This is a genomic window from Noviherbaspirillum album, assembly GCF_035916955.1.
Lineage (GTDB): Bacteria > Pseudomonadota > Gammaproteobacteria > Burkholderiales > Burkholderiaceae_D > Noviherbaspirillum > Noviherbaspirillum album.
Genome location: NZ_JAWIIV010000005.1, coordinates 210409 through 231027 on the forward strand (window position 1 = coordinate 210409; position 20619 = coordinate 231027).

Sequence of the window (20619 nt, forward strand, 5' to 3'; positions counted from 1 at the left end):
GGTGGGCGCCGCCCCAAGGCCGTTGTTGCAAGGCCCTTGCCGTACTCTTCGCGTAACCCGATCCCAATTCATATGAATTCTGTCATTCAGAAGGCTAAACGTCTCATCATCAAGGTCGGCTCATCGCTGGTGACCAACGATGGCAAGGGTCTCGATGCCGCGGCCATTGCAAAATGGGCGGAGCAGATCGCGCAGCTGCGCGCGCTTGGCAAGGAAGTGGTGCTGGTCAGTTCGGGAGCGATTGCCGAAGGCATGCAGCGTCTCGGCTTTGATCGCCGGCCTACTTCCATTCATGAATTGCAGGCCTGTGCGGCAGTCGGACAGATGGGCCTTGCGCAGATCTATGAAACCAGTTTCCGGCATCACGGGCTGCGCACCGCACAGGTCCTGCTGACCCATGCCGACCTGGCGGACAGGGAGCGCTATCTGAATGCGCGTTCTACGCTGTTTACCCTGCTGCATCTCGGCGTCATTCCCATCATCAACGAGAACGACACGGTGGTCACCGATGAGATCAAGTTCGGCGACAACGACACGCTCGGCGCACTGGTTGCCAACCTGATTGAAGGCGACGCGCTGGTGATCCTGACGGACCAGAAAGGCCTTTATACCGCCGACCCGCGCAAGGACCCGGCTGCGCAGTTCGTGCATGAGGCCAAGGCCGGCGATCCCGCGCTCGAAGCGATGGCAGGCGGCGCCGGCACCGGCATCGGCCGTGGCGGCATGCTCACCAAAATTCTGGCCGCCAAGCGTGCCGCGACATCCGGAGCGCATACCGTCATCGCCTGGGGCAGGGAAGAGCATGTGCTGACCCGCCTGGCGAGCGGCGAGGCCATCGGTACCCAGCTTGCCGCCCAGACGGCGCAACTGACGGCGCGCAAGCAATGGATGGCAGATCACCTGCAGACCGCGGGCAAGGTCGTACTGGATGGCGGCGCGGTGCAGAAGCTGACCGGGGAGGGCAAGTCGCTGCTGCCGATCGGCGTCATCGAAGTGGCGGGCGATTTCGGCCGCGGCGACGTCATTACCTGCATCGATGAACACGGACGCGCGGTGGCGCGCGGCATGAGCAATTACTCCAGTTCGGAAGCGCGCCGCATCATGCGCCGCCCCTCGACGGAAATCTTGTCCATACTCGGCTTTATGGAAGATCCGGAGCTGATCCACCGGGACAACATGGTGCTGCTCTGACCCGGAACATCACATAATCGAAGCATGAGCAAGCACACAAGCCGGACCGCCGGCTTGTTTCATTTGCACATTTACATAGCTGCCAGGCTTATTTGTAGAGCTGCGAAGTCATCGGACGATTGCTCCGGATTCTTGCCACCATCTGCTCGGGAGTCCCTGCAACGGTAAGCTGTTGGCAGAAATAATCCTTGGCCAGCACGGCGTGATGCCGGTGCAGCGTATGGGTGGCAATCTTCTCCCATTGGTCGCGCCGGGAGCGCGACCAAGAGCCGTCGGCCTGCCCGAATGCATAGAGCTTGCGCTCGTAATTCTCGCAGCGGATACCCTCATAGCTGACATTGCGCGCTCCGCCGTCGCTGGTGGCGACTAGCGTATAGCGCACCACGTTGTCGGCCCCGCGCGTGACGGAAGCAGCGTCGATGGCAAATGACTGGGTCCCAGCCGAATTGGCGTAGAACGGCAGCAGGTTTTCAGGTTTCGGGGGAGCCGGAAGCTGTATGGCGATTTCCTGCCACGGCTTGTCCTTGTCGTCGAACTCTTCTTCGAATCGGGATTGACCTTGTGCGCTCAAGGCAAGAAGCATCACGCTTCCCACCAGCGCCGCACGGAAGCATCCTGCAGTCATTGAAATTCCTCTCTCGGCATGCGGCGCAGGCCGTCTCTGCACGGCCTGGCTGCGTCTTACTCTGTTTTCGGCTTGGCCGCCGGCTGCATGTCGGTCACGCTGCGGCCGCCATGATTCTGGCGAAGATAGCGCGCTCCGCCATGGCGCTGGCCATGCGGAGGCCTGCTCAGGAAACGCGACAATTCCTGCAATGCCTTCTGGTAGACCTCGCGCTTGAACTCGATCACGACGTCCAGCGGCACCCAGTAGTCGTGCCAGCGCCATGCATCGAATTCCGGATGATCGGTGCCTCTCAGGTTGATGTCGCAGTCGCGCCCGACCATGCGCAGCAGGAACCAGATCTGTTTCTGACCCTTGTAGTGACCGCGTATCTCGCGCTTGATGAAGCGATCCGGAACCTCATAGCGCAGCCAGTCGCGCGTGCGGCCGATGATCTTCACATGTTCGGCCTTCAGGCCAACCTCTTCCTCCAGTTCGCGATACATCGCCTGTTCGGGAGTCTCCCCGAACTTGATGCCGCCTTGCGGAAATTGCCACGAATGTTCGCGCACCCTTTTACCCCACCACACCTCGTTATGGGTGTTGAGCAGGATAATGCCGACGTTCGGGCGGAAGCCTTCCCGGTCCAGCATGTTGCACCTCAAAACTTTCTGCGGCTAGACGATCCTCATCGTTACAAATTTTGCATGCGCCGGGACGCTGCGATCCTGCACCGGCAGGACGGAAGCGCAAGCGCGAATCAAATGTGTCGGGAATGGATGCATCAGCCAGCTAATCCTTTAAAATTGAGTCGATTATAACCCTCTCTTTTTAAAAAGAATTCACCGCCATGCGTGCATCACGATTTTTTATTTCCACCCTAAAAGAAGCTCCCTCCGACGCCGAAATCATCAGCCACAAGCTGATGATGCGCGCAGGGATGATCAAACGTCTCGGCTCCGGCATCTATACCTACATGCCGATGGGCCTGCGCGTGATCCGCAAGGTGGAAAATATCGTGCGCGAGGAAATGAACCGAGCGGGCGCGGTCGAATTGCTGATGCCGGTGGTCCAGCCCGCGGAGCTGTGGCAGGAAACCGGCCGCTGGGACAAGATGGGGCCCGAACTGATGCGCGTCAAGGACCGCCACGGCCGTGATTACGCCATCCAGCCGACCTCCGAAGAGGTGATCACCGACGTCGTTCGCACCGAGATCAAGTCCTACCGCCAGCTGCCGATCAACTTCTACCATATCCAGACCAAGTTCCGCGACGAGCGCCGTCCCCGCTTCGGTCTGATGCGCGGCCGGGAATTCACGATGAAGGATGCTTATTCCTTCGACCGCGACGTGGCGGGAATGCAAGCCTCCTACAAGGCGATGTACGACGCCTATGTGCGCATCTTCGACCGTTTCGGCCTGCAATTCCGCGCGGTGGCTGCAGATAACGGCGCCATCGGCGGCTCCGGCTCGCATGAATTCCACGTCATTGCCGATACCGGCGAGGATGCGCTGGTGTATTGCCCGGAGTCCGACTACGCTGCCAACATCGAGGCTGCCGAAGCCCTGGCTCCCGCGGGCGAACGCGCGGCGGCGGCGCAGCCGCTTGCCAAGACGCCCACGCCGGGCAAGGCGAAATGCGAGCATGTGGCCGAACTCTTGAGCCTGCCGCTGTCGCAGACCGTCAAATCCATCGTCCTTGCAGTCGAAAAGGAAGATGCGGACAAGGAAATCTGGCTGCTGCTGTTGCGCGGCGACCATGAATTGAACGAGATCAAGGCAAGCAAGGTGGCCGGACTGGCCAATTACCGTTTCGCCAGCGAGGGGGAAATCCTGGAATGGTTCGGCACCAAGCCAGGCTACCTCGGCCCGATCGGTACCAAGAAGCCGGTCAGGATTGTGGCCGACCGCACCGTCGCCATGATGGCCGACTTCGTGTGCGGTGCCAACGAGGAAGACTTCCACTATACCGGCGTCAATTGGGGCCGCGATCTTCCCGAGCCGGTGGTGGCAGACTTGCGCAACGTGGTCGCCGGCGATGCTTCTCCGGACGGCAAGGGCAAGCTCGCCATCCAGCGCGGCATCGAAGTGGGTCATGTATTCCAGCTCGGCACCCGCTATTCCGAGGATATGAAGGCCACCTATCTCGACGAGACCGGAAAGCCGCAGCTGATACAGATGGGATGCTACGGCATCGGCGTCACCCGCATTCTGGGCGCTGCAATCGAACAGAACTTCGACGACCGGGGCATCATCTGGCCGGCGTCCATCGCGCCGTTCGAGGTGGTCCTGTGCCCCATGGGCTACGACCGCAGCGAAGCCGTCAAGGCGGAAACGGAGCGTCTGTATGAAAGCCTGCTGGCCGCCGGGGTGGATGTCATCGTGGATGACCGCGGCGAACGTCCGGGCGTCATGTTTGCCGACTGGGAACTGATCGGCGTACCGCACCGCGTTGTCATCGGCGACCGCGGCCTCAAGGATGGCAAGCTCGAGTACCAGGGACGGCGCGACGCCGAGGCGACACCGGTACCGGTGGCGGAAATGCTCGGCTTCGTCAAGGCCAGACTCGCATCCTGAGCAACAGCGTGAAATGCCTGTCCTTGCGCCGCCTGGTCATACCCCTGGCCCTGGCGGCTACAGTCTGCGCCCATGCCGGCAACCAGAAGGAAGAGGCGCTGGGCGATGGGGTGCGCCTGGCCCTCGCGCGGTCAATCAGCGATACGCGTCCGCCGAAACCGGAATTTGCCGATATCGAAGAGCGGATCAAGTACCTGCGCTGGCTTGGTGAAATGTCGGAGCGGCTCAAGAAGCGGCTGCCCGACATGCAGGTCAGACGGGAATTCCTGCAAACCGCCTGGTACGAAGCCAAGCGGGCCGGGCTCGAGCCTTCTCTCGTGCTCGGTCTGATCCAGGTCGAATCCGGCTTTCGCAAGTATGCGGTGTCGCCGGTGGGTGCCCATGGCTACATGCAGGTGATGCCTTTCTGGACCCGTGTCATCGGCGACGGAGACCGGCGCAAGCTGTTCAACATGCAGACCAATCTGCGCTATGGCTGCTCAATCCTGCGCCACTATCTCGACATGGAGAAGGGCAATCTGTATCTGGCCCTCGGCCGCTATAACGGCAGCCGGGGCAGGTCCGAGTATCCGAATGCGGTGCTGGCGGCATGGAAGCGCTGGGAATTCAGTCCTTGAGGCGCGGTGTCCGGCCCCTGGCATGGGGAGACACTGGAATCCTGCCCGCTGCCGTCTGCCCCGCACAAACAAAAACGCCCGCGCGATGCGGGCGTGTTTTTTTGGCTTCCGGAAAGACAAATTATTGCAGGTGGCTGGAAATGAGTTTGGTCATTTCAAACATCGACACTTGCTTCTTTCCGCCAAACACGGCTTTCAACTTGTCGTCTGCATTGATCATGCGCTTGTTCGCATCGTCCTGCAGCTTGTTCTTCTTGATGTAGTCCCAGACCTTCTTGGTGACTTCAGTGCGCGGCAGCGGATTCGCGCCGATCACCGCGCCCAGCGTTTCGGACGGAGTCAGCGGTTTCATGAATGCTGCATTCGGCTTGCGGGGTACTTTCGCAACCTTTTTTGCCGGAGCTGCCTTCTTTGCAGGTGCCGCGGCCTTCTTCGCCGGAGCCGCCGCCTTCTTCGCTACGGGCTTTGCAGCGGCTTTCTTTGCTGCCGGCTTTGCTGCCGCCTTCTTTGCAGGTGCTGCGGCCTTCTTCGCCGGAGCAGCTTTCTTTGCTGCGGGTTTTGCCGCGGCCTTCTTCGCTGCGGGCTTCTTGGCGGCCGTCTTGGCCGCGGGTTTCTTGGCTGTTGCCATCTTCAAGCCTCCTTCACAAATTGTGTGGGAAATTGCGTCATATCACGCAACGCTAATAGTGGTGCGGTTTTGCGAGGTATGCAAGTGTTTTTTGATCGGTTTGTTATGAATTCTCTAGAAGGCGTCAAGGCCTTTCTTCATAGAGGAAAACACGTGGATCGAGGTCCGTTGACGGTGCCTGGGCTGGGTTCATCGAACCGCGACGCCTGAAAGTGTGCGCGCAGCCGGTGCCGATTTGCGAGGAGGGGCAGGAGGAGGGAAAAGAGAAGGGAAGAAAAGAAGGGCGCGGTGACGGTGGTGCCACCGCGCGGGCAGAGGGGGGCGGCAGGAGTTATCGGGCGCCCGGCATCATGCCCTTCATGTTGCGCATCATTTTCATCATGCCGCCGCCCTTGAGCTTCTTCATCATGGATTGCATCTGCTCGAACTGGGCCAGCATGCGGTTGACTTCCTGGACCTGCACGCCGGCTCCCGTGGCGATGCGCCGCTTGCGCGATGCCTTGATCAGTTCGGGCTTGGCGCGTTCCTGCGGCGTCATGGAATTGATGATGCCTTCCATGCGGCGCACCTGCTTTTCCGCCTGATCCATGTCGGCGTTGCCTGCCGCCTGCTGGAATTGCGCCGGAAGCTTGTCGATGAGGCCGGACAGCCCGCCCATCTTCTTCATCTGGCTTAGCTGCGACTTGAAGTCGTTGAGGTCGAACTTGCCGCCGCCCTTGATCTTCTCGGCCAGGTCCTTGGCGGCTTCGACGTCGACCCCCTTCCGGGCTTCCTCGACCAGCGCAAGGATGTCGCCCATGCCCAGGATGCGGTTGGCCATGCGGTTCGGGTCGAAGGGCTCAAGGCCGTCCAGTTTCTCGGCCACGCCGGCGAATTTGACAGGCTTGCCGGTGATGTGGCGCACCGAGAGCGCCGCGCCGCCGCGGGCATCGCCGTCGAGCTTGGTCAGCACAATGCCGGTCAGCGGCAGCGCTTCGTTGAATGCCTTGGCGGTATTGATGGCGTCCTGGCCGAGCATCGCATCGACCACGAACAGGGTTTCAATCGGCTTGAGCGCGCCGTGCAGGGCGGCGATTTCCTGCATCATCGCCTCGTCGATGCCCAGTCGGCCGGCGGTGTCGACGATCAGCACGTCGTGATAATGCTTCTTTGCATAGTCGAGCGCCGCCAGCGCGATGTCGACCGGCTTGTCCGTGGGCTGGGACGGAAAGAAATCGGCGCCGACCTGGGCCGTCACCGTCTGCAACTGGCCGATGGCGGCCGGACGATAGACGTCGGCGGAGACGGTGAGCACCTTTTTCTTCTTCTGTTCCTTGAGGAATTTGGCAAGCTTGCCGACGGTGGTGGTCTTGCCGGCGCCCTGCAGGCCGGCCATCAGGATGATCGCCGGCGGCTGGGTTGCAAAATTGAGCTGGGATGCGTCCGGTCCGAGGTCGCCTCCCATGATCGAGGCCAGCTCGCGCTGCACCACGCCCACCAGCGCCTGTCCCGGCGTCAGCGAGCCGATGACTTCCTCGCCCATTGCCTTTTCCTTGACGCGGGCAATGAATTCGCGCACCGCGGGCAGCGCGACGTCGGCCTCGAGCAGCGCCAGGCGCACCTCGCGCAACATCTCTGCGGTGTTGGATTCGGTCAGACGCGCTTCACCGCGCATCGTTTTGACAACTTTGGCAAGCCGTTGGGTAAGATTGTCGAGCATGGGAGGACGGTATCTCTGGAAGTGAACAGACGCTGCGCGCGGAGGGCAGCGGAAAGCGTTCATTCTACCCGATGCCGGCTTTGTTCCCGGCGCCCGCAGCGCCCGCGAGCGTACGGGCATGCCAGGATGCAAAGCTTTCCGCGGCGGGAAATCGGGGATTTTCATCGGGTATCCGCTCCCGCATCCGCGGCCGCCGACAAGCTGGCTCGCCGCCGAGCCATCCAAGTCCGACCCGCTGCATATCTGCCGTGTATCGACCATGCATCCACCGCACCGGAAACACGCGGTGTAGTAAACTCGGATTTCCAACCAACCCTGCCCAGCCCTACCTGCATAAATGCATACCTATTTTTTCGTATTGGCAGCCGTGTTGTATGCGGTCGGCGCCGCCCTGCCATCGAAGCGACGCACGGCCATTTCCGTGGCGACTGCGATCGGCTGGGCGCTGCATGGCGGAGCCTTGTGGGCGGACATGCTCAGTCCGGGCACGCTGCGGATCGGCTTTGCCATCGTGCTGTCGGCCACCTTATGGATTTCGGTTGGTGCATACTGGCTTGAGAACCGCAATTTCTCGCTTGACGGACTGCGCGTGCTGGTCCTGCCGACGGCAGCGCTGGCGGTCATTCTTCCGGTGATTTTCCCGGGCAGCCTGATTCCGCTGGAGGGGCGTTCCGCGCTGTTTCCGTGGCATGTCGCCATTGCCATCCTGGCCTACAGCTCGTTGACGATCGCTGCCTTCCATGCGGTACTCATGGCGTTGCAGGAGTCGCAGCTGCATGCATCGCCGGGGGAGGCGCGCGGCCGCTGGCTTGCTGTGGCGATCGAGCGCCTGCCGGCGTTGCTGACGATGGAAAAGCTGCTGTTCCGCATGATCAGCTTCGGCTTCGCACTGCTGACGCTGACGGTGTTGTCGGGCGTGTTCTTCTCCGAAGAATTGTTCGGCACGGCTTTCCGCTGGGATCACAAGACACTGTTCACTCTGCTGTCTTGGGCACTTTTCGGGCTGTTGCTGGCAGGGCGGGTCTGGCGCGGCTGGCGCGGCAAGACCGCGCTGCGCTTCACGCTTACCGGCTTTGGCACGCTGCTGCTGGCCTATGTCGGCAGCCGCTTCGTGCTGGAAGTGGTGCTTCACCGGAGCCTCGCATGAAACTGCTGGTCTGGGTACTGGTCGCGGCGCTGATCGTTTTCTGGATCTTCCTCAGCAGGAAAAAGCAGAAGGCGGCCCGAAAGCCGCCCTCGGCATCTGCATCTGCATCCGCTTCGGCCAGGCGCCACGGTCCGGGCGATGCGGAAGCCATCATTCCCTGTACCCGATGCGGCGTCCATCTTCCCTATTCCGAAGCCGTGATCGGCGCCACGGGTGCACCCTTCTGCAGCGAAGATCACCGCCTCCAGCATGAGCGGCGCTAGTTACATCCTCTGCTCGATGCGCATGGCGGCCGGACGATAATCCATGGTCATCACGCCCGCCTCGTTCCCGGAAAGCCGCGACACTTTCTGGCGCACGCTCCAGACCTTCTGCATCACCCGCATCCTGATCACGGTGGTGCTGCTGGCCTATTTCAGCATCAACGCCATCAAGGGAGAACAGTTGGTCGATCGGTTTGCCGACTGGCAAACCTGTTTCCTGTACCTGCTGGTCGCTATCGGTTTCGGGCTGCTGGCAACCTACGCGCGGCGGCGCTTCATGCTGCAGCTGCTGACCCAGCTGGCCATCGATATCGGGGCAATTTCATTGCTGTACGTGTTCGCCGGCGGCGCCCGCAGTGGGCTTGCGATCCTTTACCTGTTCCCGCTGTCCGGTGTCGCCATTCTCGCGCCCCTGGTCATGGCCCTGTTTTTCGTATCGATCGTCACGCTGATCCTGCTGACCGAAAGCGTTGTCCAGACGCTCAGCTCGACGGCCGACGTATCGCCTTCGCAGGCCGGCCTGGTGGGAGCGGCCTTTTTCGCCGCCATCTTCCTCGTCAACCGGCTGGCGGCCAGGCTGATCAAGCAGGAGGCGCTGGCCGCGCAGCGGGGCAGGGATCTGCAGCTGCAGGAAGCCATCAACCGCCTGGTGATTGCCGACATGGGGGACGGCATTCTCGTGGTCGGCGACGATACCGAAGTATTCGCAGGCAATCCCTCGGCCGAACGCATGCTGGGCATGTCGGTCGCCTACGGCCAGCCGCGCTACCGGCTGGCCGACCTGCCCGCGCTGGGACCGATTGCCGATGCCTTCACCGCATGGCGCAAGGGCGATTCCCTGCGCATGACGCATGACGGCTCATCCTCGGTCTACGTCAAGGTCAAGCCAGTGGGCGGCAATACGAGAGGCGGCGCGCGCGACGCCCGGCGCGATCTGGCCGCGCATCTCAAGCTGCGCTTCGCGATGGTGGAGGGGGCCGGCCTGACCAATGACCGGACCGTGATCTTTCTGCAGGATGTCAGCGAGATCGAGAACCAGGCACAGCAGCTCAAGCTGGCTTCCATGGGGCGCCTGACTGCCAGCATCGCACACGAAGTGCGCAATCCGCTGTCGGCGATTTCCCATGCGGCGTCGTTGCTGGGCGAAGACGTCCTCGAACCGACCCAGAAGCGCCTGCTCAATATCGTCAGCGACAATGTGGTGCGACTCAACCGCATGATCGAAGATATCCTGAAACTGTCGCGCAAGGCCCATGCGCAGGCCGATCCGGTGCGGCTTGCACCCTTCCTGTCGGAGCTGGTGGGGGATATCAGAACTACCCATTCGACTCACGCAATGACGCCGGACCTGATCCGCCTGGCGGACATGGCGCAACTCCAGGTCCGATTCGATGCGCTTCATCTGCGCGAGGTCGTCGTCAACCTGCTGTCGAACGCGCTTCGCTATGCCAGCGGCCGGCCGGCCAGCATTTGCATTCATGCAGTGTTACCGGCAGCCAATCGACTGGAACTTCACATACAGGACGACGGTCCAGCTATTACGCCGGAGGTGCGGGCGCATCTGTTCGAGCCGTTCTACACTACGTCCAGCAAGGGCACCGGCCTCGGTCTCTATGTCGCGCGCGAGTTGTGCTTGAATAATGGCGCCATGCTGGATTACGAATACCGGGCGGAGTTGCCCGACGGCGGATCGGGTGAACCGAGCGGGCGCTTCGTGATCACCTTCGCCGTCTAGTCCGCTTCAATATTCCATTCACTCTTGAAGCCCGCAGCGCTCCCGGCGCAACCCTACTATATATATAGACATGACCGCACCTCGTATCCTGGTAGTCGATGACGAAGCCGACCTGCGCGAATTGCTCGAGATCACGCTGGTCAAGATGGGGCTCGACGTCGACAGCGCCGATTGCCTCGCGGCTGCCCGCAGCCGGCTGGCGCAGCATGAATACGGCCTGGTCCTGACCGACATGCGCTTGCCCGACGGCCTGGGCATCGAGCTGGTGCGCGAGGTCAGCGCCCAGTACAGGAACACGCCGATCGCGGTCATCACCGCTTACGGCAGCACCGACAATGCGGTGTCGGCGCTGAAGGCGGGCGCCTTCGACTATCTCAGCAAGCCGGTGGCGCTTGACCAGCTGCGCCTGATGGTGCAGTCGGCATTGCGCATCCGCAAGGCCGATTCTCCGGCGGGTGCAACCGCGGCGCCGGCGCCGGCGAGTGCATCGCCGCTGGTCGGGCAATCCGCCGTGATGCAGGATCTGCGAGCGCAAATCATCCGGCTCGCGCGCAGCATGGCTCCGGTCGCCATCACCGGCGAATCGGGAAGCGGCAAGGAACTGGCTGCGCGCGACATCCATGCGCACAGCGCCCGGGCGGACAAGCCTTTCATCGCCGTCAATTGCGGAGCGATTCCGGAAGCGCTGATGGAGGCCGAGTTCTTCGGCTACCGCAAGGGGGCATTCACCGGCGCGAACGACGACCGCGAAGGCTTTTTCCAGGCTGCCAACGGCGGCACGCTGATGCTCGATGAGGTGGCCGACCTTCCGCTGCCGATGCAGGTCAAGCTGTTGCGCGCCATCCAGGAACGGCGCGTGCGCAAGGTCGGCGCGACCAGCGAGGAAGCGGTCGACGTGCGTCTGGTCAGTGCAACGCACCAGAATTTGGCCGAATGCGTCGAACAGGGAAAGTTCCGCCAGGATCTCTATTACCGGCTCAATGTGATCGAGCTGCGACTGCCGCCGCTGCGCGAACGCCTGGACGACATTGCACTGCTGTCCGATGCTATTCTCGCCCGACTATCCGGCGCCGGCACGCCGACCGTCTTGTCGCCGACCGCGCTGGAAGCACTTCGCGGCTACTCCTTTCCCGGAAATGTGCGCGAACTCGAGAACGTGCTTGAGCGCGCTATGGCCTTCGCCAATGACGGCGTGATCGAAGTGGCGGACCTCGCGCTGAAGCGCGGCGCGTCGATGCCGCCCGACCGCGTGCAGATTCCGCCCCGGCCGCCGGCCGCGGCCCCCGCACCGGCGTCGACTCAGTCCTCACCGTCATCTTCGCCTTCGCCATCCCTTCTCCAGGCGGAGGCTGCTGGCGCGGTAGGGGACGCTTCAGGGTCCGCTTCGCTGGTCGAGCAGCTGGACAAGGTCGAGCGGCAGGTCATCAGGCGCACGCTGGAAAGCGTTCGCTTCGACCAGGCGCAAGCAGCGGAAAAGCTCGGCCTGAGCCAACGGCAGCTGAAGTACCGCATGCAGCGGCTGTCCATTCCACAGTCAGAACAATGAATCGCTACTTCATCAATGAGGATGGCTGGGCGGACGATGTCGAACGCCAGCCGTCGCCGAACTTCGACGCGCGCCATCCCGACACGGTGACCGACCTGCTCGTCATCCACAACATCAGCCTGCCGCCCGACCAGTTCGGCGGTCCCTATATCGCCGACCTGTTCGGCAACCGCCTCGACTGCGATGCGCATCCCTACTTCGATCAGCTTCGGACACTGAAGGTCTCGGCGCATTTCCTGGTGCGCCGAGACGGCCATGTGATTCAATTCGTGTCGGCGAACGACAGGGCATGGCATGCCGGCCTGTCTACATTCTGCGGCCGCGAGCGCTGCAACGACTTCTCGATCGGGATCGAGCTCGAGGGCAGCGACTTCCAGCCGTTCGAGCCCGCACAATATGAAGCGCTGGCCGCCTTGACCATGTCGCTCACCCAGCGCTATCGGCTGTCGGCGGTGATGGGACATGAACACATCGCGCCAGGCCGCAAGACCGACCCCGGTCCCTTCTTCGACTGGGATCGTTATCGCAAGTCCTTGATTCATCAAGCAGTCGAAAATCCAGCCCTGAATGCGCTTAAATTTCCTGAGTGAATCGTATAAAAGTCAAGGGTCGAAGCGGCCTATTTTTATTGCGTATCAAATAAAAAGGGTTGCATACCTAAACACCCGGCACTAGAATTAGTATCAATCGAGGCATGCACCACTATATCTAGTAGTCACCCCCGATAACTCCCAAAACGGGCTGTTCAAGTAGTTCCTCAGTGTAAACATGCAGTAGCGGGTGGGCATTGAACAGCTCTCCCATATGAATGCAATCCGAACGGCACGATGCCAGACCCCGGGCAGGGCGTCGCTCGCGCCGCTGGGACCGGTTTGCATTGAGCACGCGAACGTTGCCTGCAAGGGGCGTTCTAATTGATAACCATCGCAGCTGCATAGCTGTCGCGATACGTCTGGAGGCGAGATGCACTCAACGCAAGAAGTTTCACACAAGTCTGGCACCGAATTCGGCCTGGTCCCTCCTCATGCCCCCACCTCAGCTTCCACCGCCAACATGAACGTCAATCTCGGCGATTACAAGATCATCCGCCGCAACGGCGCGGTCGTCGGCTTCGAGCCGTCGAAGATATCCATCGCGATGACGAAGGCTTTCCTCGCCGTGAACGGCGGGCAGGGCGCCGCTTCGGCGCGCGTGCGCGAGCTGGTCGAGCAGCTGACCGCCGGCGTGGTCTCGGCGCTGGTGCGCCGCCAGCCGGCGGGCGGGACCTTCCATATCGAGGATATCCAGGACCAGGTGGAACTGGCGTTGATGCGTTCGGGCGAGCATGATGTCGCCCGCGCCTACGTGCTGTATCGCGCCAAGCGCATGGAAGAGCGCGCGCAGCAGCACGCCGCCAGGCCGGCCGCTGACGAGCCGCAGCTGCATGTGATGGAAGACGGCCAGCGCCGTCCGCTCGATCTCAACCAGGTGCGCGCGCTGATCACGGCCGCCTGCGTCGGCCTGGAAAAGCATGTCGATGCCGAAGCCATCCTGGCCGAGACCGTCAAGAACCTGTACGACGGCGTGCCCGTGGAAGAGCTGCACAAGTCCGCCATCCTGGCTGCCCGCGCGCTGATGGAAAAAGACCCTGCCTACAGCAAGGTAACCGCTCGCCTGCTGATGCACACCATCCGCAAGGAAGTCTTCGGCCAGGAAGTCGCGCAGGCTGATGCCGCCGCGCACTACATCGATTACTTCCCCAGATACATCAAGAAGGGCATCGAGGCAGAACTGCTCGACACCAAGCTGGCCCAGTTCGACCTCGCCAAGCTGGCCGAGGCGCTGCAGCCCGACCGCGACCTGCAGTTCGGCTACCTTGGCCTGCAGACGCTGTACGACCGCTACTTCCTGCACATCGAAGGCACCCGCATCGAAATGCCGCAGGCGTTCTACATGCGCGTGGCGATGGGCCTGGCGCTCAACGAGATCAACCGCGAAGCGCGCGCCATCGAGTTCTACAACCTGCTGTCCTCGTTCGACTTCATGAGCTCGACGCCGACGCTGTTCAATTCCGGCACACAACGTTCGCAGCTCTCGTCCTGCTACCTGACCACCGTGGCCGACGACCTCGACGGCATCTACGAGGCGATCAAGGAAAACGCATTGCTGGCAAAGTTCGCCGGCGGCCTGGGCAATGACTGGACCCCGGTGCGCGCGCTCGGCGCCCACATCAAGGGCACCAACGGCAAGTCGCAGGGCGTGGTCCCGTTCCTGAAGGTGGTCAACGACACCGCCGTCGCGGTCAACCAGGGCGGCAAGCGCAAGGGCGCGGTCTGTGCCTACCTGGAAACCTGGCACATGGACATCGAGGAATTCCTCGACCTGCGCAAGAACACCGGCGACGACCGCCGCCGCACGCACGACATGAACACCGCGAACTGGATTCCCGACCTGTTCATGAAGCGCGTGATGGAAAAGGGCGAATGGACGCTGTTCTCGCCGTCCGACGTTCCCGACCTGCATGAAAAATACGGCAAGGCCTTCGAGGAAGCCTACACCGGCTACGAAGCCAAGGCGGCGCGCGGCGACCTGAAGCTGTTCAAGAAGGTGCAGGCGCTCGACCTGTGGCGCAAGATGCTGTCGATGCTGTTCGAGACCGGCCATCCCTGGATCACGTTCAAGGATCCTTGCAATATCCGTTCCCCGCAGCAGCATGTCGGCGTCGTCCACAGCTCGAACCTGTGCACCGAGATCACGCTCAACACCAACGAGTCCGAAATTGCGGTCTGCAACCTCGGCTCGGTCAACCTGCCGGCCCACATGAAGGACGGCAAGCTCGATCACGCCAAGCTCGAGCGGACCATCCGCACCGCGATGCGCATGCTCGACAACGTGATCGACATCAACTATTACGCGGTGAAGAAGGCGCGCGATTCCAATCTGCGCCATCGTCCGGTCGGTATGGGCATCATGGGATTCCAGGACTGCCTGCACATGATGCGTGTTCCGTATGCATCGATGGACGCGGTGGAATTCGCCGACCGCTCGATGGAAGCCGTCTGCTATTACGCTTACTGGGCATCGACCGAACTGGCGGAAGAGCGCGGCCGCTACAGCTCCTACCGCGGCTCGCTGTGGGACCGTGGCATCCTGCCGCAGGACTCCCTCAAGCTGCTGGCAGAGGAACGCGGCGGCTATCTGGAGGTCGATACTACTGAGACGATGGACTGGTCGGCGCTGCGCTCCCGCATCAAGCAGTTCGGCATGCGTAACTCGAACTGCGTGGCGATCGCGCCGACGGCGACCATTTCCAACATCATCGACGTGTCCGCCTGCATCGAGCCGACTTACCAGAACCTGTATGTGAAGTCGAACCTGTCCGGCGAATTTACCGAGATCAACGAGCACCTGGTACGCGACCTGAAGGCGCGCGGCCTGTGGGATGAAGTGATGATTGCCGATCTCAAGTACTTCGACGGCAGCCTCGCCAAGATCGACCGCATCCCGGAAGACCTGCGCGAAATCTACGCGACCGCATTCGAAGTCGAGCCGAAGTGGCTGGTGGAAGCAGCATCTCGTCGCCAGAAATGGATTGACCAGGCGCAATCGTTGAACATCTACATGGCCGGTGCATCGGGCAAGAAGCTCGACGAGACCTACAAGCTTGCATGGCTGCGCGGCCTGAAGACGACTTACTACCTGCGCACGATCGGCGCCACTCATGCGGAGAAGTCGACCAGCAAGACGGGCGCACTGAATGCGGTGTCGGTAACTTCCGGCGTCGGCAGCGGCATGGGCGCCTCGGCACCCGTCGCGGCAGCTCCGGCGGCATCTGCGGGGCCGGTAGCCTCTGCGGCCGCCGCGGATGTCGAGCTCGCCGGACCGGCATGCATGATGCGTCCGGGCGACCCCGGCTTCGATGAATGCGAAGCCTGCCAGTAATATTCGGCATGAAGCCGGCGCGCAAAGTTTGCGGCGCCGGCTTGAACATCACGCTAGTACCACTACAATAATCGTAAGGAAGAACAACCATGCTCAGTTGGGATGACGAAGTAACTCCTGCCGCCAAACCTGCTCAGGCACCGCAACCAATTCCGGCGCCGGCCACTCCGTCCGCGCTCAATGCCCAGTTCGCCAGCACCGCACTCAATCCGGCCCTGGTCGCCAAAGCGCCGGCCGAGGATGCCTCGCGCCGCGTCAATGCCGCCGACAAGCGCATCATCAACGGCCAGACCGACGTCAACCAGCTCGTGCCCTTCAAGTACAAGTGGGCCTGGGACAAGTACTTGGCCGGCTGCGCCAATCACTGGATGCCGCAGGAAATCAACATGCAGCGCGATATCGAGCTGTGGAAGAATCCGAACGGCCTGACCGAAGACGAGCGCCGCCTCGTCAAGCGCAACCTCGGCTTCTTCGTCACTGCCGATTCGCTGGCCGCCAACAATATCGTGCTGGGCACCTACCGCCACATCACCGCGCCCGAGTGCCGCCAGTACCTGCTGCGCCAGGCATTTGAGGAAGCAATCCACACGCATGCCTACCAGTACATCGTTGAGTCGCTCGGCCTTGATGAGGGCGAGATCTTCAATGCGTACCATGAAGTCGCGTCGATCCGCGACAAGGATGAATTCCTGATCCCGTTCATCGACGTGCTGACCAATCCGGAATTCAAGACCGGAACCGTCGAAGCCGACCAGACACTGCTTCGTTCGCTGATCGTGTTCGCCTGCCTGATGGAGGGCCTGTTCTTCTATGTCGGCTTCACGCAGATCCTCGCGCTCGGCCGTCAGAACAAGATGATGGGTGCAGCTGAGCAGTATCAATACATCCTGCGCGATGAGTCGATGCACTGCAACTTCGGGATCGATCTCATCAATACAATCAAGCTCGAGAATCCGCATCTGTGGACTGTCGAATTCCGCGAAGAGATTAAATCGTTGTTTTTGCGCGCCGTGGAGTTGGAATATCGCTACGCAGAGGATACAATGCCGCGTGGAGTGCTTGGTTTGAATGCGCCGATGTTCAAAGGGTATCTGAGGTTCATCGCGAATCGTCGAGCACAACAGATCGGTCTTGATCCGATGTTCCCGCAGGAAGAGAATCCCTTCCCGTGGATGAGCGAGATGATCGACCTGAAGAAGGAGCGCAACTTCTTCGAGACTCGCGTGATCGAATACCAGACCGGTGGTGCACTGAACTGGGAATAAAAACTCTCGACTCGTAATGAGCGAGCTGATGGAGATAAAACGGTCGGCCGACAAAGTATCGGATACGGAACACGACGAAGCTGACCGATCACCAAGGACTATCACCAAATTTGATGGACAGTAGACGAACGACAGGATCATCACTGTTAACGCCGCTGACCCCGACGCTGTCGGGCAAGGCGGCTTTTTCTCTGAAAAACCTGGTGGTTTTTCAGAAAGCGTATTCCCGCGCCGGCTTTGTTGCCGGCGTTTTTTTTGGCTACGGCAACCGCAGCGCCATTTGCGCGCGGTAAGAAGTCCTCCGTCATTGCTGACGCGCAGCAGTGATTTTCAAAAGAGAGGCGTAGCTGAAAGAGGCTGAAGTGCTGCATGTTTGAGGTGATGCAGCAGTTCAGCTGGTGCCGAATTCATTAGCGCAAGCAGACGCTTGCTTGTGCCGATGAATAATCCGCATGGCTCATCGCGATGGGACAGGCGGGTTTCCAACCTCGAAGTTTGAATTTTCCATCACGTGAAGGAGAAACAAATGGCAACAGCAAAGAAAACGGCTGCTAAGAAGGCAGCCCCGGCGAAGAAGCCGGCAGCAGCTAAGAAACCTGCAGCGAAGAAGGCAGCAGCTCCGAAGAAAGCAGCAGCAGCCAAGAAGCCGGTAGCGAAGAAGGCAGCAGCTCCGAAGAAAGCAGCAGCAGCCAAGAAGCCGGTAGCCAAGAAAGCGGCAGCTCCGAAGAAAGCAGCAGCAGCCAAGAAGCCGGTAGCCAAGAAAGCGGCAGCTCCGAAGAAAGCAGCAGCCAAGAAGCCGGTAGCCAAGAAAGCAGCAGCTCCCAAGAAGGCCGCTGCAGCCAAGAAGCCGGTAGCTAAGAAAGCCGCAGCTCCCAAGAAGGCCGCTGCAGCCAAGAAGCCTGCCGCCAAGCCTGCTGCAAAAAAGGCAGCCGCTTCTAAGAAAGCAGCCGCTCCGAAGAAGGCCGCTGCCGCCAAGAAGCCTGCAGCAAAACCTGCCGCCAAACCGGCAGCAGCACCTGCAGTAAAGACTGTGTTGAACCCGGCAGCGGCTTGGCCGTTTCCGACCGGCACACGTCCTTAACGCTTAGCTTGCTCACGCGCCTGATTAAGTTCAGGCAAAATGCCCGTTGCGTGGCCCTTAGCCGCACAACGGGCTTTTTCATGTGGAGACCAGATAGTGCTGACTAGCATACTTACCTTGATCGTCGATACCATTGCAAGCGTTTTGGGTGGTGTCCTGTTACTGCGGTTCTGGATGCAGGTAGTAAGGGTAAGACCCCCGACAACCCTCGGGCAGTTCATCTTTCAACTGACCGACTGGCTCGTCCGGCCACTGCGGCGTCTGCTGCCGGGCGTGGGCGGCTACGACTGGGCAAGCTTGATCGGCGCAATCCTGATCATCGTTCTCTCGATCGCCATCAATCTTGCGATCGCGTCCCGCTTCGCACCGGAATTCCTTGTCGTATTGTCCCTGCTGCGTTTCTTCGAGTGGATCTTCTACGGCTTCATCGGCCTGCTGATCATCGAAGCCATTTTCAGCTGGGTGAATCCGCATGCGCCGCTCGCGCCGTTCATCCGAGCATTGAACGATCCTCTGTTGCGACCGCTGCGCCGTATCGTGCCTCTGGTGGGTAATATCGACCTGAGCCCGCTGGTCGCCCTGATCCTTCTGCAGATTGCGATGATGGTGACGAGGGCGGTGATCACTTCCCTGCTGTGAGGCGAGAGTAATACCAATCCCAAGTCATAACATGACAAATGAGATCGATGAATTTTTTCGCCTGGCGAGGCCGAAGTGCGGATCAGGAATCCATAGCGGGCTATGGATGACGAGTGCAACGCGGCCAGACGGAAAAAGACGCGATCTCATGTCATGGAATGGCTTGGGATTGGTATAAGGTAGGGGCTTGATGACGGGCCTGCGCGGCGATGCTACCGGATCGCAAGTGCAGGCAGCGTCGCCGGATGGCTCATCCAGAGCCGTAGCCGCATCGATGCGGCCATCAGCGCGTCACGCGCACCACGCCGTTGTTGGTGGACACGCGTACCGTCTCGCCGACGCGGAAATTGTCTTCCGGGGCAACGGCAAAAGTCCGCGCCTCTCCATTGTCCAAGCGCACCGTGAGTTCGGTGCTGTTCCTGCTCGAATTCGACTGTTCCGCGTGCTGGCCCGCCATGCCGCCTGCAATCGCGCCGCCGATGCCGGCCACGGCACTGCCGGTGCCGCTGCCGATGTTGCTGCCCGCGATGCCGCCGAGAATGCTGCCGATGAAGGAACCGAGTCCGGTGCTGCGGCCGTCATGCCGGGTAACGTCCTTTACCTCCGTCACCTGGCCGGTCTGGACGACGGTAACGCCCTGGGTCGACGATGTGACGGGTGACGACGAAGGCGCAGACGTGCAGGAAGCGAGCGTTAGCGCCGCGACCACGGCGGCCCATGACAGACTTCTGACGTGCATGCTGCCTCCTGCAAAATGATGGATGACGCCTACTGGAAGCGGTAGCCGAAAGCCCGTTCGAACTGCGCGTCGATATCGGCACGCGTCGGCGCGTGATTCTGTCCGCCCTGGTGTGCGATCTTGATGGCGCCCATCAGGCTTGCAAGACGACCAGTGGTTTCCCAGTCCATGCCATGGGTCAGGCCGTACAGCAGCCCGGCGCGGAACGCATCGCCGCATCCGGTCGGGTCAATCACGCTCTCCGCTGTCACGCAGGGGATTTCGATATGCTTGCCGCCCGTGAAAATGTCGGCTCCCTGTTCGCCGCGTGTCACGATCAGGGCCGACACGCGCTCCGCGATCCTTTCAAATGACAGGCCGGTACGTTCGGTCAGCAGCTCCGCTTCATAATCATTGACTGCTACATAGGTAGCCAGTTCAATGAAACGTTCCAGTTCGGCGCCGTTGAACATGGGCAGACCCTGACCCGGATCAAAGATGAATGGGATTTTCAATTCCGCGCAATCCCGCGCATGCTCCAGCATGCCGTCGCGGCCGTCCGGCGCGACGATCGCAATCTTGACCTGGCCGGCATCGGCGACCCTGTTCCGATGCGACATGGACATGGCGCCCGGGTGGAAGGCGGTAATCTGGTTGTTGTCGGCATCGGTCGTGATGAAGGCTTGCGCCGTGTAGGCATCGTCGACAACGCGCACGCAGCGGCGTGATATCTGCAGCCGGTCGAGCCGTTCGATGTAGGGTGCGCTGTCCTGGCCGACCGTGGCCATGATCAGCGGATCGCCGCCGAGCAGCTTCAGGTTGTAGGCGATGTTGCCGGCACAGCCTCCGAACTCGCGCCGCAATGCCGGCACCAGGAAGGACACGTTGATCTTGTGCAGCTGGTCGGCAAGGAGCGCTTCGGAAAAGCGCCCGCCGAACTGCATGATGGAATCGAACGCCAGCGAGCCGCAGATGAGGGAGGTCATGATG

General features: G+C 61.1%; 19 protein-coding genes. 13 read left to right on the forward strand and 6 right to left on the reverse strand.

Annotated elements, in window-relative coordinates; translation table 11 throughout:
- Window positions 1–72: 72 nt before the first annotated feature.
- Window positions 73–1191, forward strand: coding sequence for a glutamate 5-kinase (gene proB, locus RY831_RS08685; protein ID WP_326505929.1), 1119 nt, complete (start codon window positions 73–75; stop codon window positions 1189–1191).
- Between the two features lie 88 nt (window positions 1192–1279).
- On the opposite strand, the gene RY831_RS08690 is transcribed toward proB, so the two are convergent.
- Both RY831_RS08690 and RY831_RS08695 read right to left on the reverse strand, forming a co-directional pair.
- Entirely contained in the window at window positions 1280–1816 is a 537-nt protein-coding gene (locus RY831_RS08690; protein WP_326505930.1) for a CNP1-like family protein, read from the reverse strand.
- Between the two features lie 56 nt (window positions 1817–1872).
- Window positions 1873–2448: an RNA pyrophosphohydrolase gene (locus tag RY831_RS08695; RefSeq protein ID WP_326505931.1), complete on the reverse strand. Its 576-nt coding sequence runs from the start codon at window positions 2446–2448 to the stop codon at window positions 1873–1875.
- Between the two features lie 197 nt (window positions 2449–2645).
- Here RY831_RS08695 and RY831_RS08700 point away from each other — a divergent pair, with 197 nt between their 5' ends.
- On the forward strand, window positions 2646–4370 hold the full coding sequence (locus RY831_RS08700) for a proline--tRNA ligase (RefSeq protein ID WP_326505932.1): 1725 nt from the start codon (window positions 2646–2648) through the stop codon (window positions 4368–4370).
- A gap of 17 nt (window positions 4371–4387) precedes the next feature.
- Window positions 4388–4987 (forward strand): lytic transglycosylase domain-containing protein, encoded by a 600-nt coding sequence (locus tag RY831_RS08705; RefSeq protein WP_437126240.1) that lies wholly within the window; start codon window positions 4388–4390, stop codon window positions 4985–4987.
- 121 nt (window positions 4988–5108) lie between these two features.
- Here the strand turns inward: RY831_RS08705 and RY831_RS08710 are convergent, their stop codons facing one another.
- Window positions 5109–5615: an SWIB/MDM2 domain-containing protein gene (locus tag RY831_RS08710; RefSeq protein ID WP_326505934.1), complete on the reverse strand. Its 507-nt coding sequence runs from the start codon at window positions 5613–5615 to the stop codon at window positions 5109–5111.
- A gap of 331 nt (window positions 5616–5946) precedes the next feature.
- Window positions 5947–7314, reverse strand: coding sequence for a signal recognition particle protein (gene ffh, locus RY831_RS08715; protein WP_326505935.1), 1368 nt, complete (start codon window positions 7312–7314; stop codon window positions 5947–5949).
- A 337-nt stretch (window positions 7315–7651) separates the two neighbouring features.
- On the opposite strand from ffh, the gene RY831_RS08720 reads away from it, so the two are divergent.
- The 10 genes from RY831_RS08720 to RY831_RS08765 all read left to right on the forward strand — a co-directional run bounded on the left by RY831_RS08720 (window position 7652) and on the right by RY831_RS08765 (window position 18911).
- The gene (locus tag RY831_RS08720) at window positions 7652–8461 is read left to right on the forward strand and encodes a cytochrome C assembly family protein (protein ID WP_326505936.1); all 810 of its coding nucleotides are present in this window, start codon (window positions 7652–7654) and stop codon (window positions 8459–8461) included.
- Window positions 8458–8724, forward strand: coding sequence for a PP0621 family protein (locus tag RY831_RS08725; protein ID WP_326505937.1), 267 nt, complete (start codon window positions 8458–8460; stop codon window positions 8722–8724). The genes RY831_RS08720 and RY831_RS08725 overlap by 4 nt, the downstream gene beginning before the upstream one ends.
- Before the next feature lie 43 nt (window positions 8725–8767).
- Window positions 8768–10459, forward strand: a complete 1692-nt coding sequence (locus RY831_RS08730) for a sensor histidine kinase (protein ID WP_326505938.1) — start codon at window positions 8768–8770, stop codon at window positions 10457–10459.
- A gap of 70 nt (window positions 10460–10529) precedes the next feature.
- Entirely contained in the window at window positions 10530–12005 is a 1476-nt protein-coding gene (locus tag RY831_RS08735) for a sigma-54-dependent transcriptional regulator (RefSeq protein WP_326505939.1), read from the forward strand.
- Window positions 12002–12595, forward strand: coding sequence for a 1,6-anhydro-N-acetylmuramyl-L-alanine amidase AmpD (ampD, locus tag RY831_RS08740; protein ID WP_326505940.1), 594 nt, complete (start codon window positions 12002–12004; stop codon window positions 12593–12595). Before RY831_RS08735 ends, ampD begins: the two co-directional genes overlap by 4 nt.
- Before the next feature lie 373 nt (window positions 12596–12968).
- Window positions 12969–15926, forward strand: a complete 2958-nt coding sequence (locus RY831_RS08745; protein WP_326505941.1) for a ribonucleoside-diphosphate reductase subunit alpha — start codon at window positions 12969–12971, stop codon at window positions 15924–15926.
- A gap of 89 nt (window positions 15927–16015) precedes the next feature.
- Entirely contained in the window at window positions 16016–17191 is a 1176-nt protein-coding gene (locus RY831_RS08750; protein ID WP_326505942.1) for a ribonucleotide-diphosphate reductase subunit beta, read from the forward strand.
- Window positions 17192–17301: 110 nt separating this feature from the next.
- Window positions 17302–17484: a hypothetical protein gene (locus tag RY831_RS08755; protein ID WP_326505943.1), complete on the forward strand. Its 183-nt coding sequence runs from the start codon at window positions 17302–17304 to the stop codon at window positions 17482–17484.
- 233 nt (window positions 17485–17717) lie between these two features.
- Entirely contained in the window at window positions 17718–18272 is a 555-nt protein-coding gene (locus tag RY831_RS08760) for a histone H1-like repetitive region-containing protein (RefSeq protein WP_326505944.1), read from the forward strand.
- Between the two features lie 96 nt (window positions 18273–18368).
- Complete coding sequence (locus RY831_RS08765) at window positions 18369–18911, forward strand: YggT family protein (RefSeq protein WP_326505945.1); 543 nt, start codon at window positions 18369–18371, stop codon at window positions 18909–18911.
- 283 nt (window positions 18912–19194) lie between these two features.
- On the opposite strand, the gene RY831_RS08770 is transcribed toward RY831_RS08765, so the two are convergent.
- Together RY831_RS08770 and RY831_RS08775 are read right to left on the reverse strand one after the other, a co-directional pair.
- Window positions 19195–19650 (reverse strand): outer membrane lipoprotein, encoded by a 456-nt coding sequence (locus tag RY831_RS08770; protein ID WP_326505946.1) that lies wholly within the window; start codon window positions 19648–19650, stop codon window positions 19195–19197.
- A 29-nt stretch (window positions 19651–19679) separates the two neighbouring features.
- Complete coding sequence (locus RY831_RS08775; RefSeq protein ID WP_326505947.1) at window positions 19680–20615, reverse strand: carbohydrate kinase family protein; 936 nt, start codon at window positions 20613–20615, stop codon at window positions 19680–19682.
- Window positions 20616–20619: the final 4 nt, after the last annotated feature.

Excerpts from the sequence above, each read along its gene's own strand:
- RY831_RS08725 (WP_326505937.1), top strand. The coding sequence starts at position 8,458 with ATGAAACTGCTGGTCTGGGTACTGGTCGCGGCGCTGATCGTTTTCTGG.
- RY831_RS08775 (WP_326505947.1), bottom strand. The coding sequence starts at position 20,615 with ATGACCTCCCTCATCTGCGGCTCGCTGGCGTTCGATTCCATCATGCAG.
- RY831_RS08710 (WP_326505934.1), bottom strand. The coding sequence starts at position 5,615 with ATGGCAACAGCCAAGAAACCCGCGGCCAAGACGGCCGCCAAGAAGCCC.
- ampD (WP_326505940.1), top strand. The coding sequence starts at position 12,002 with ATGAATCGCTACTTCATCAATGAGGATGGCTGGGCGGACGATGTCGAA.
- RY831_RS08760 (WP_326505944.1), top strand. The coding sequence starts at position 17,718 with ATGGCAACAGCAAAGAAAACGGCTGCTAAGAAGGCAGCCCCGGCGAAG.
- RY831_RS08730 (WP_326505938.1), top strand. The coding sequence starts at position 8,768 with ATGGTCATCACGCCCGCCTCGTTCCCGGAAAGCCGCGACACTTTCTGG.
- ffh (WP_326505935.1), bottom strand. The coding sequence starts at position 7,314 with ATGCTCGACAATCTTACCCAACGGCTTGCCAAAGTTGTCAAAACGATG.
- RY831_RS08770 (WP_326505946.1), bottom strand. The coding sequence starts at position 19,650 with ATGCACGTCAGAAGTCTGTCATGGGCCGCCGTGGTCGCGGCGCTAACG.
- RY831_RS08735 (WP_326505939.1), top strand. The coding sequence starts at position 10,530 with ATGACCGCACCTCGTATCCTGGTAGTCGATGACGAAGCCGACCTGCGC.
- RY831_RS08700 (WP_326505932.1), top strand. The coding sequence starts at position 2,646 with ATGCGTGCATCACGATTTTTTATTTCCACCCTAAAAGAAGCTCCCTCC.
- RY831_RS08720 (WP_326505936.1), top strand. The coding sequence starts at position 7,652 with ATGCATACCTATTTTTTCGTATTGGCAGCCGTGTTGTATGCGGTCGGC.
- RY831_RS08750 (WP_326505942.1), top strand. The coding sequence starts at position 16,016 with ATGCTCAGTTGGGATGACGAAGTAACTCCTGCCGCCAAACCTGCTCAG.
- proB (WP_326505929.1), top strand. The coding sequence starts at position 73 with ATGAATTCTGTCATTCAGAAGGCTAAACGTCTCATCATCAAGGTCGGC.
- RY831_RS08745 (WP_326505941.1), top strand. The coding sequence starts at position 12,969 with ATGCACTCAACGCAAGAAGTTTCACACAAGTCTGGCACCGAATTCGGC.
- RY831_RS08695 (WP_326505931.1), bottom strand. The coding sequence starts at position 2,448 with ATGCTGGACCGGGAAGGCTTCCGCCCGAACGTCGGCATTATCCTGCTC.
- RY831_RS08690 (WP_326505930.1), bottom strand. The coding sequence starts at position 1,816 with ATGACTGCAGGATGCTTCCGTGCGGCGCTGGTGGGAAGCGTGATGCTT.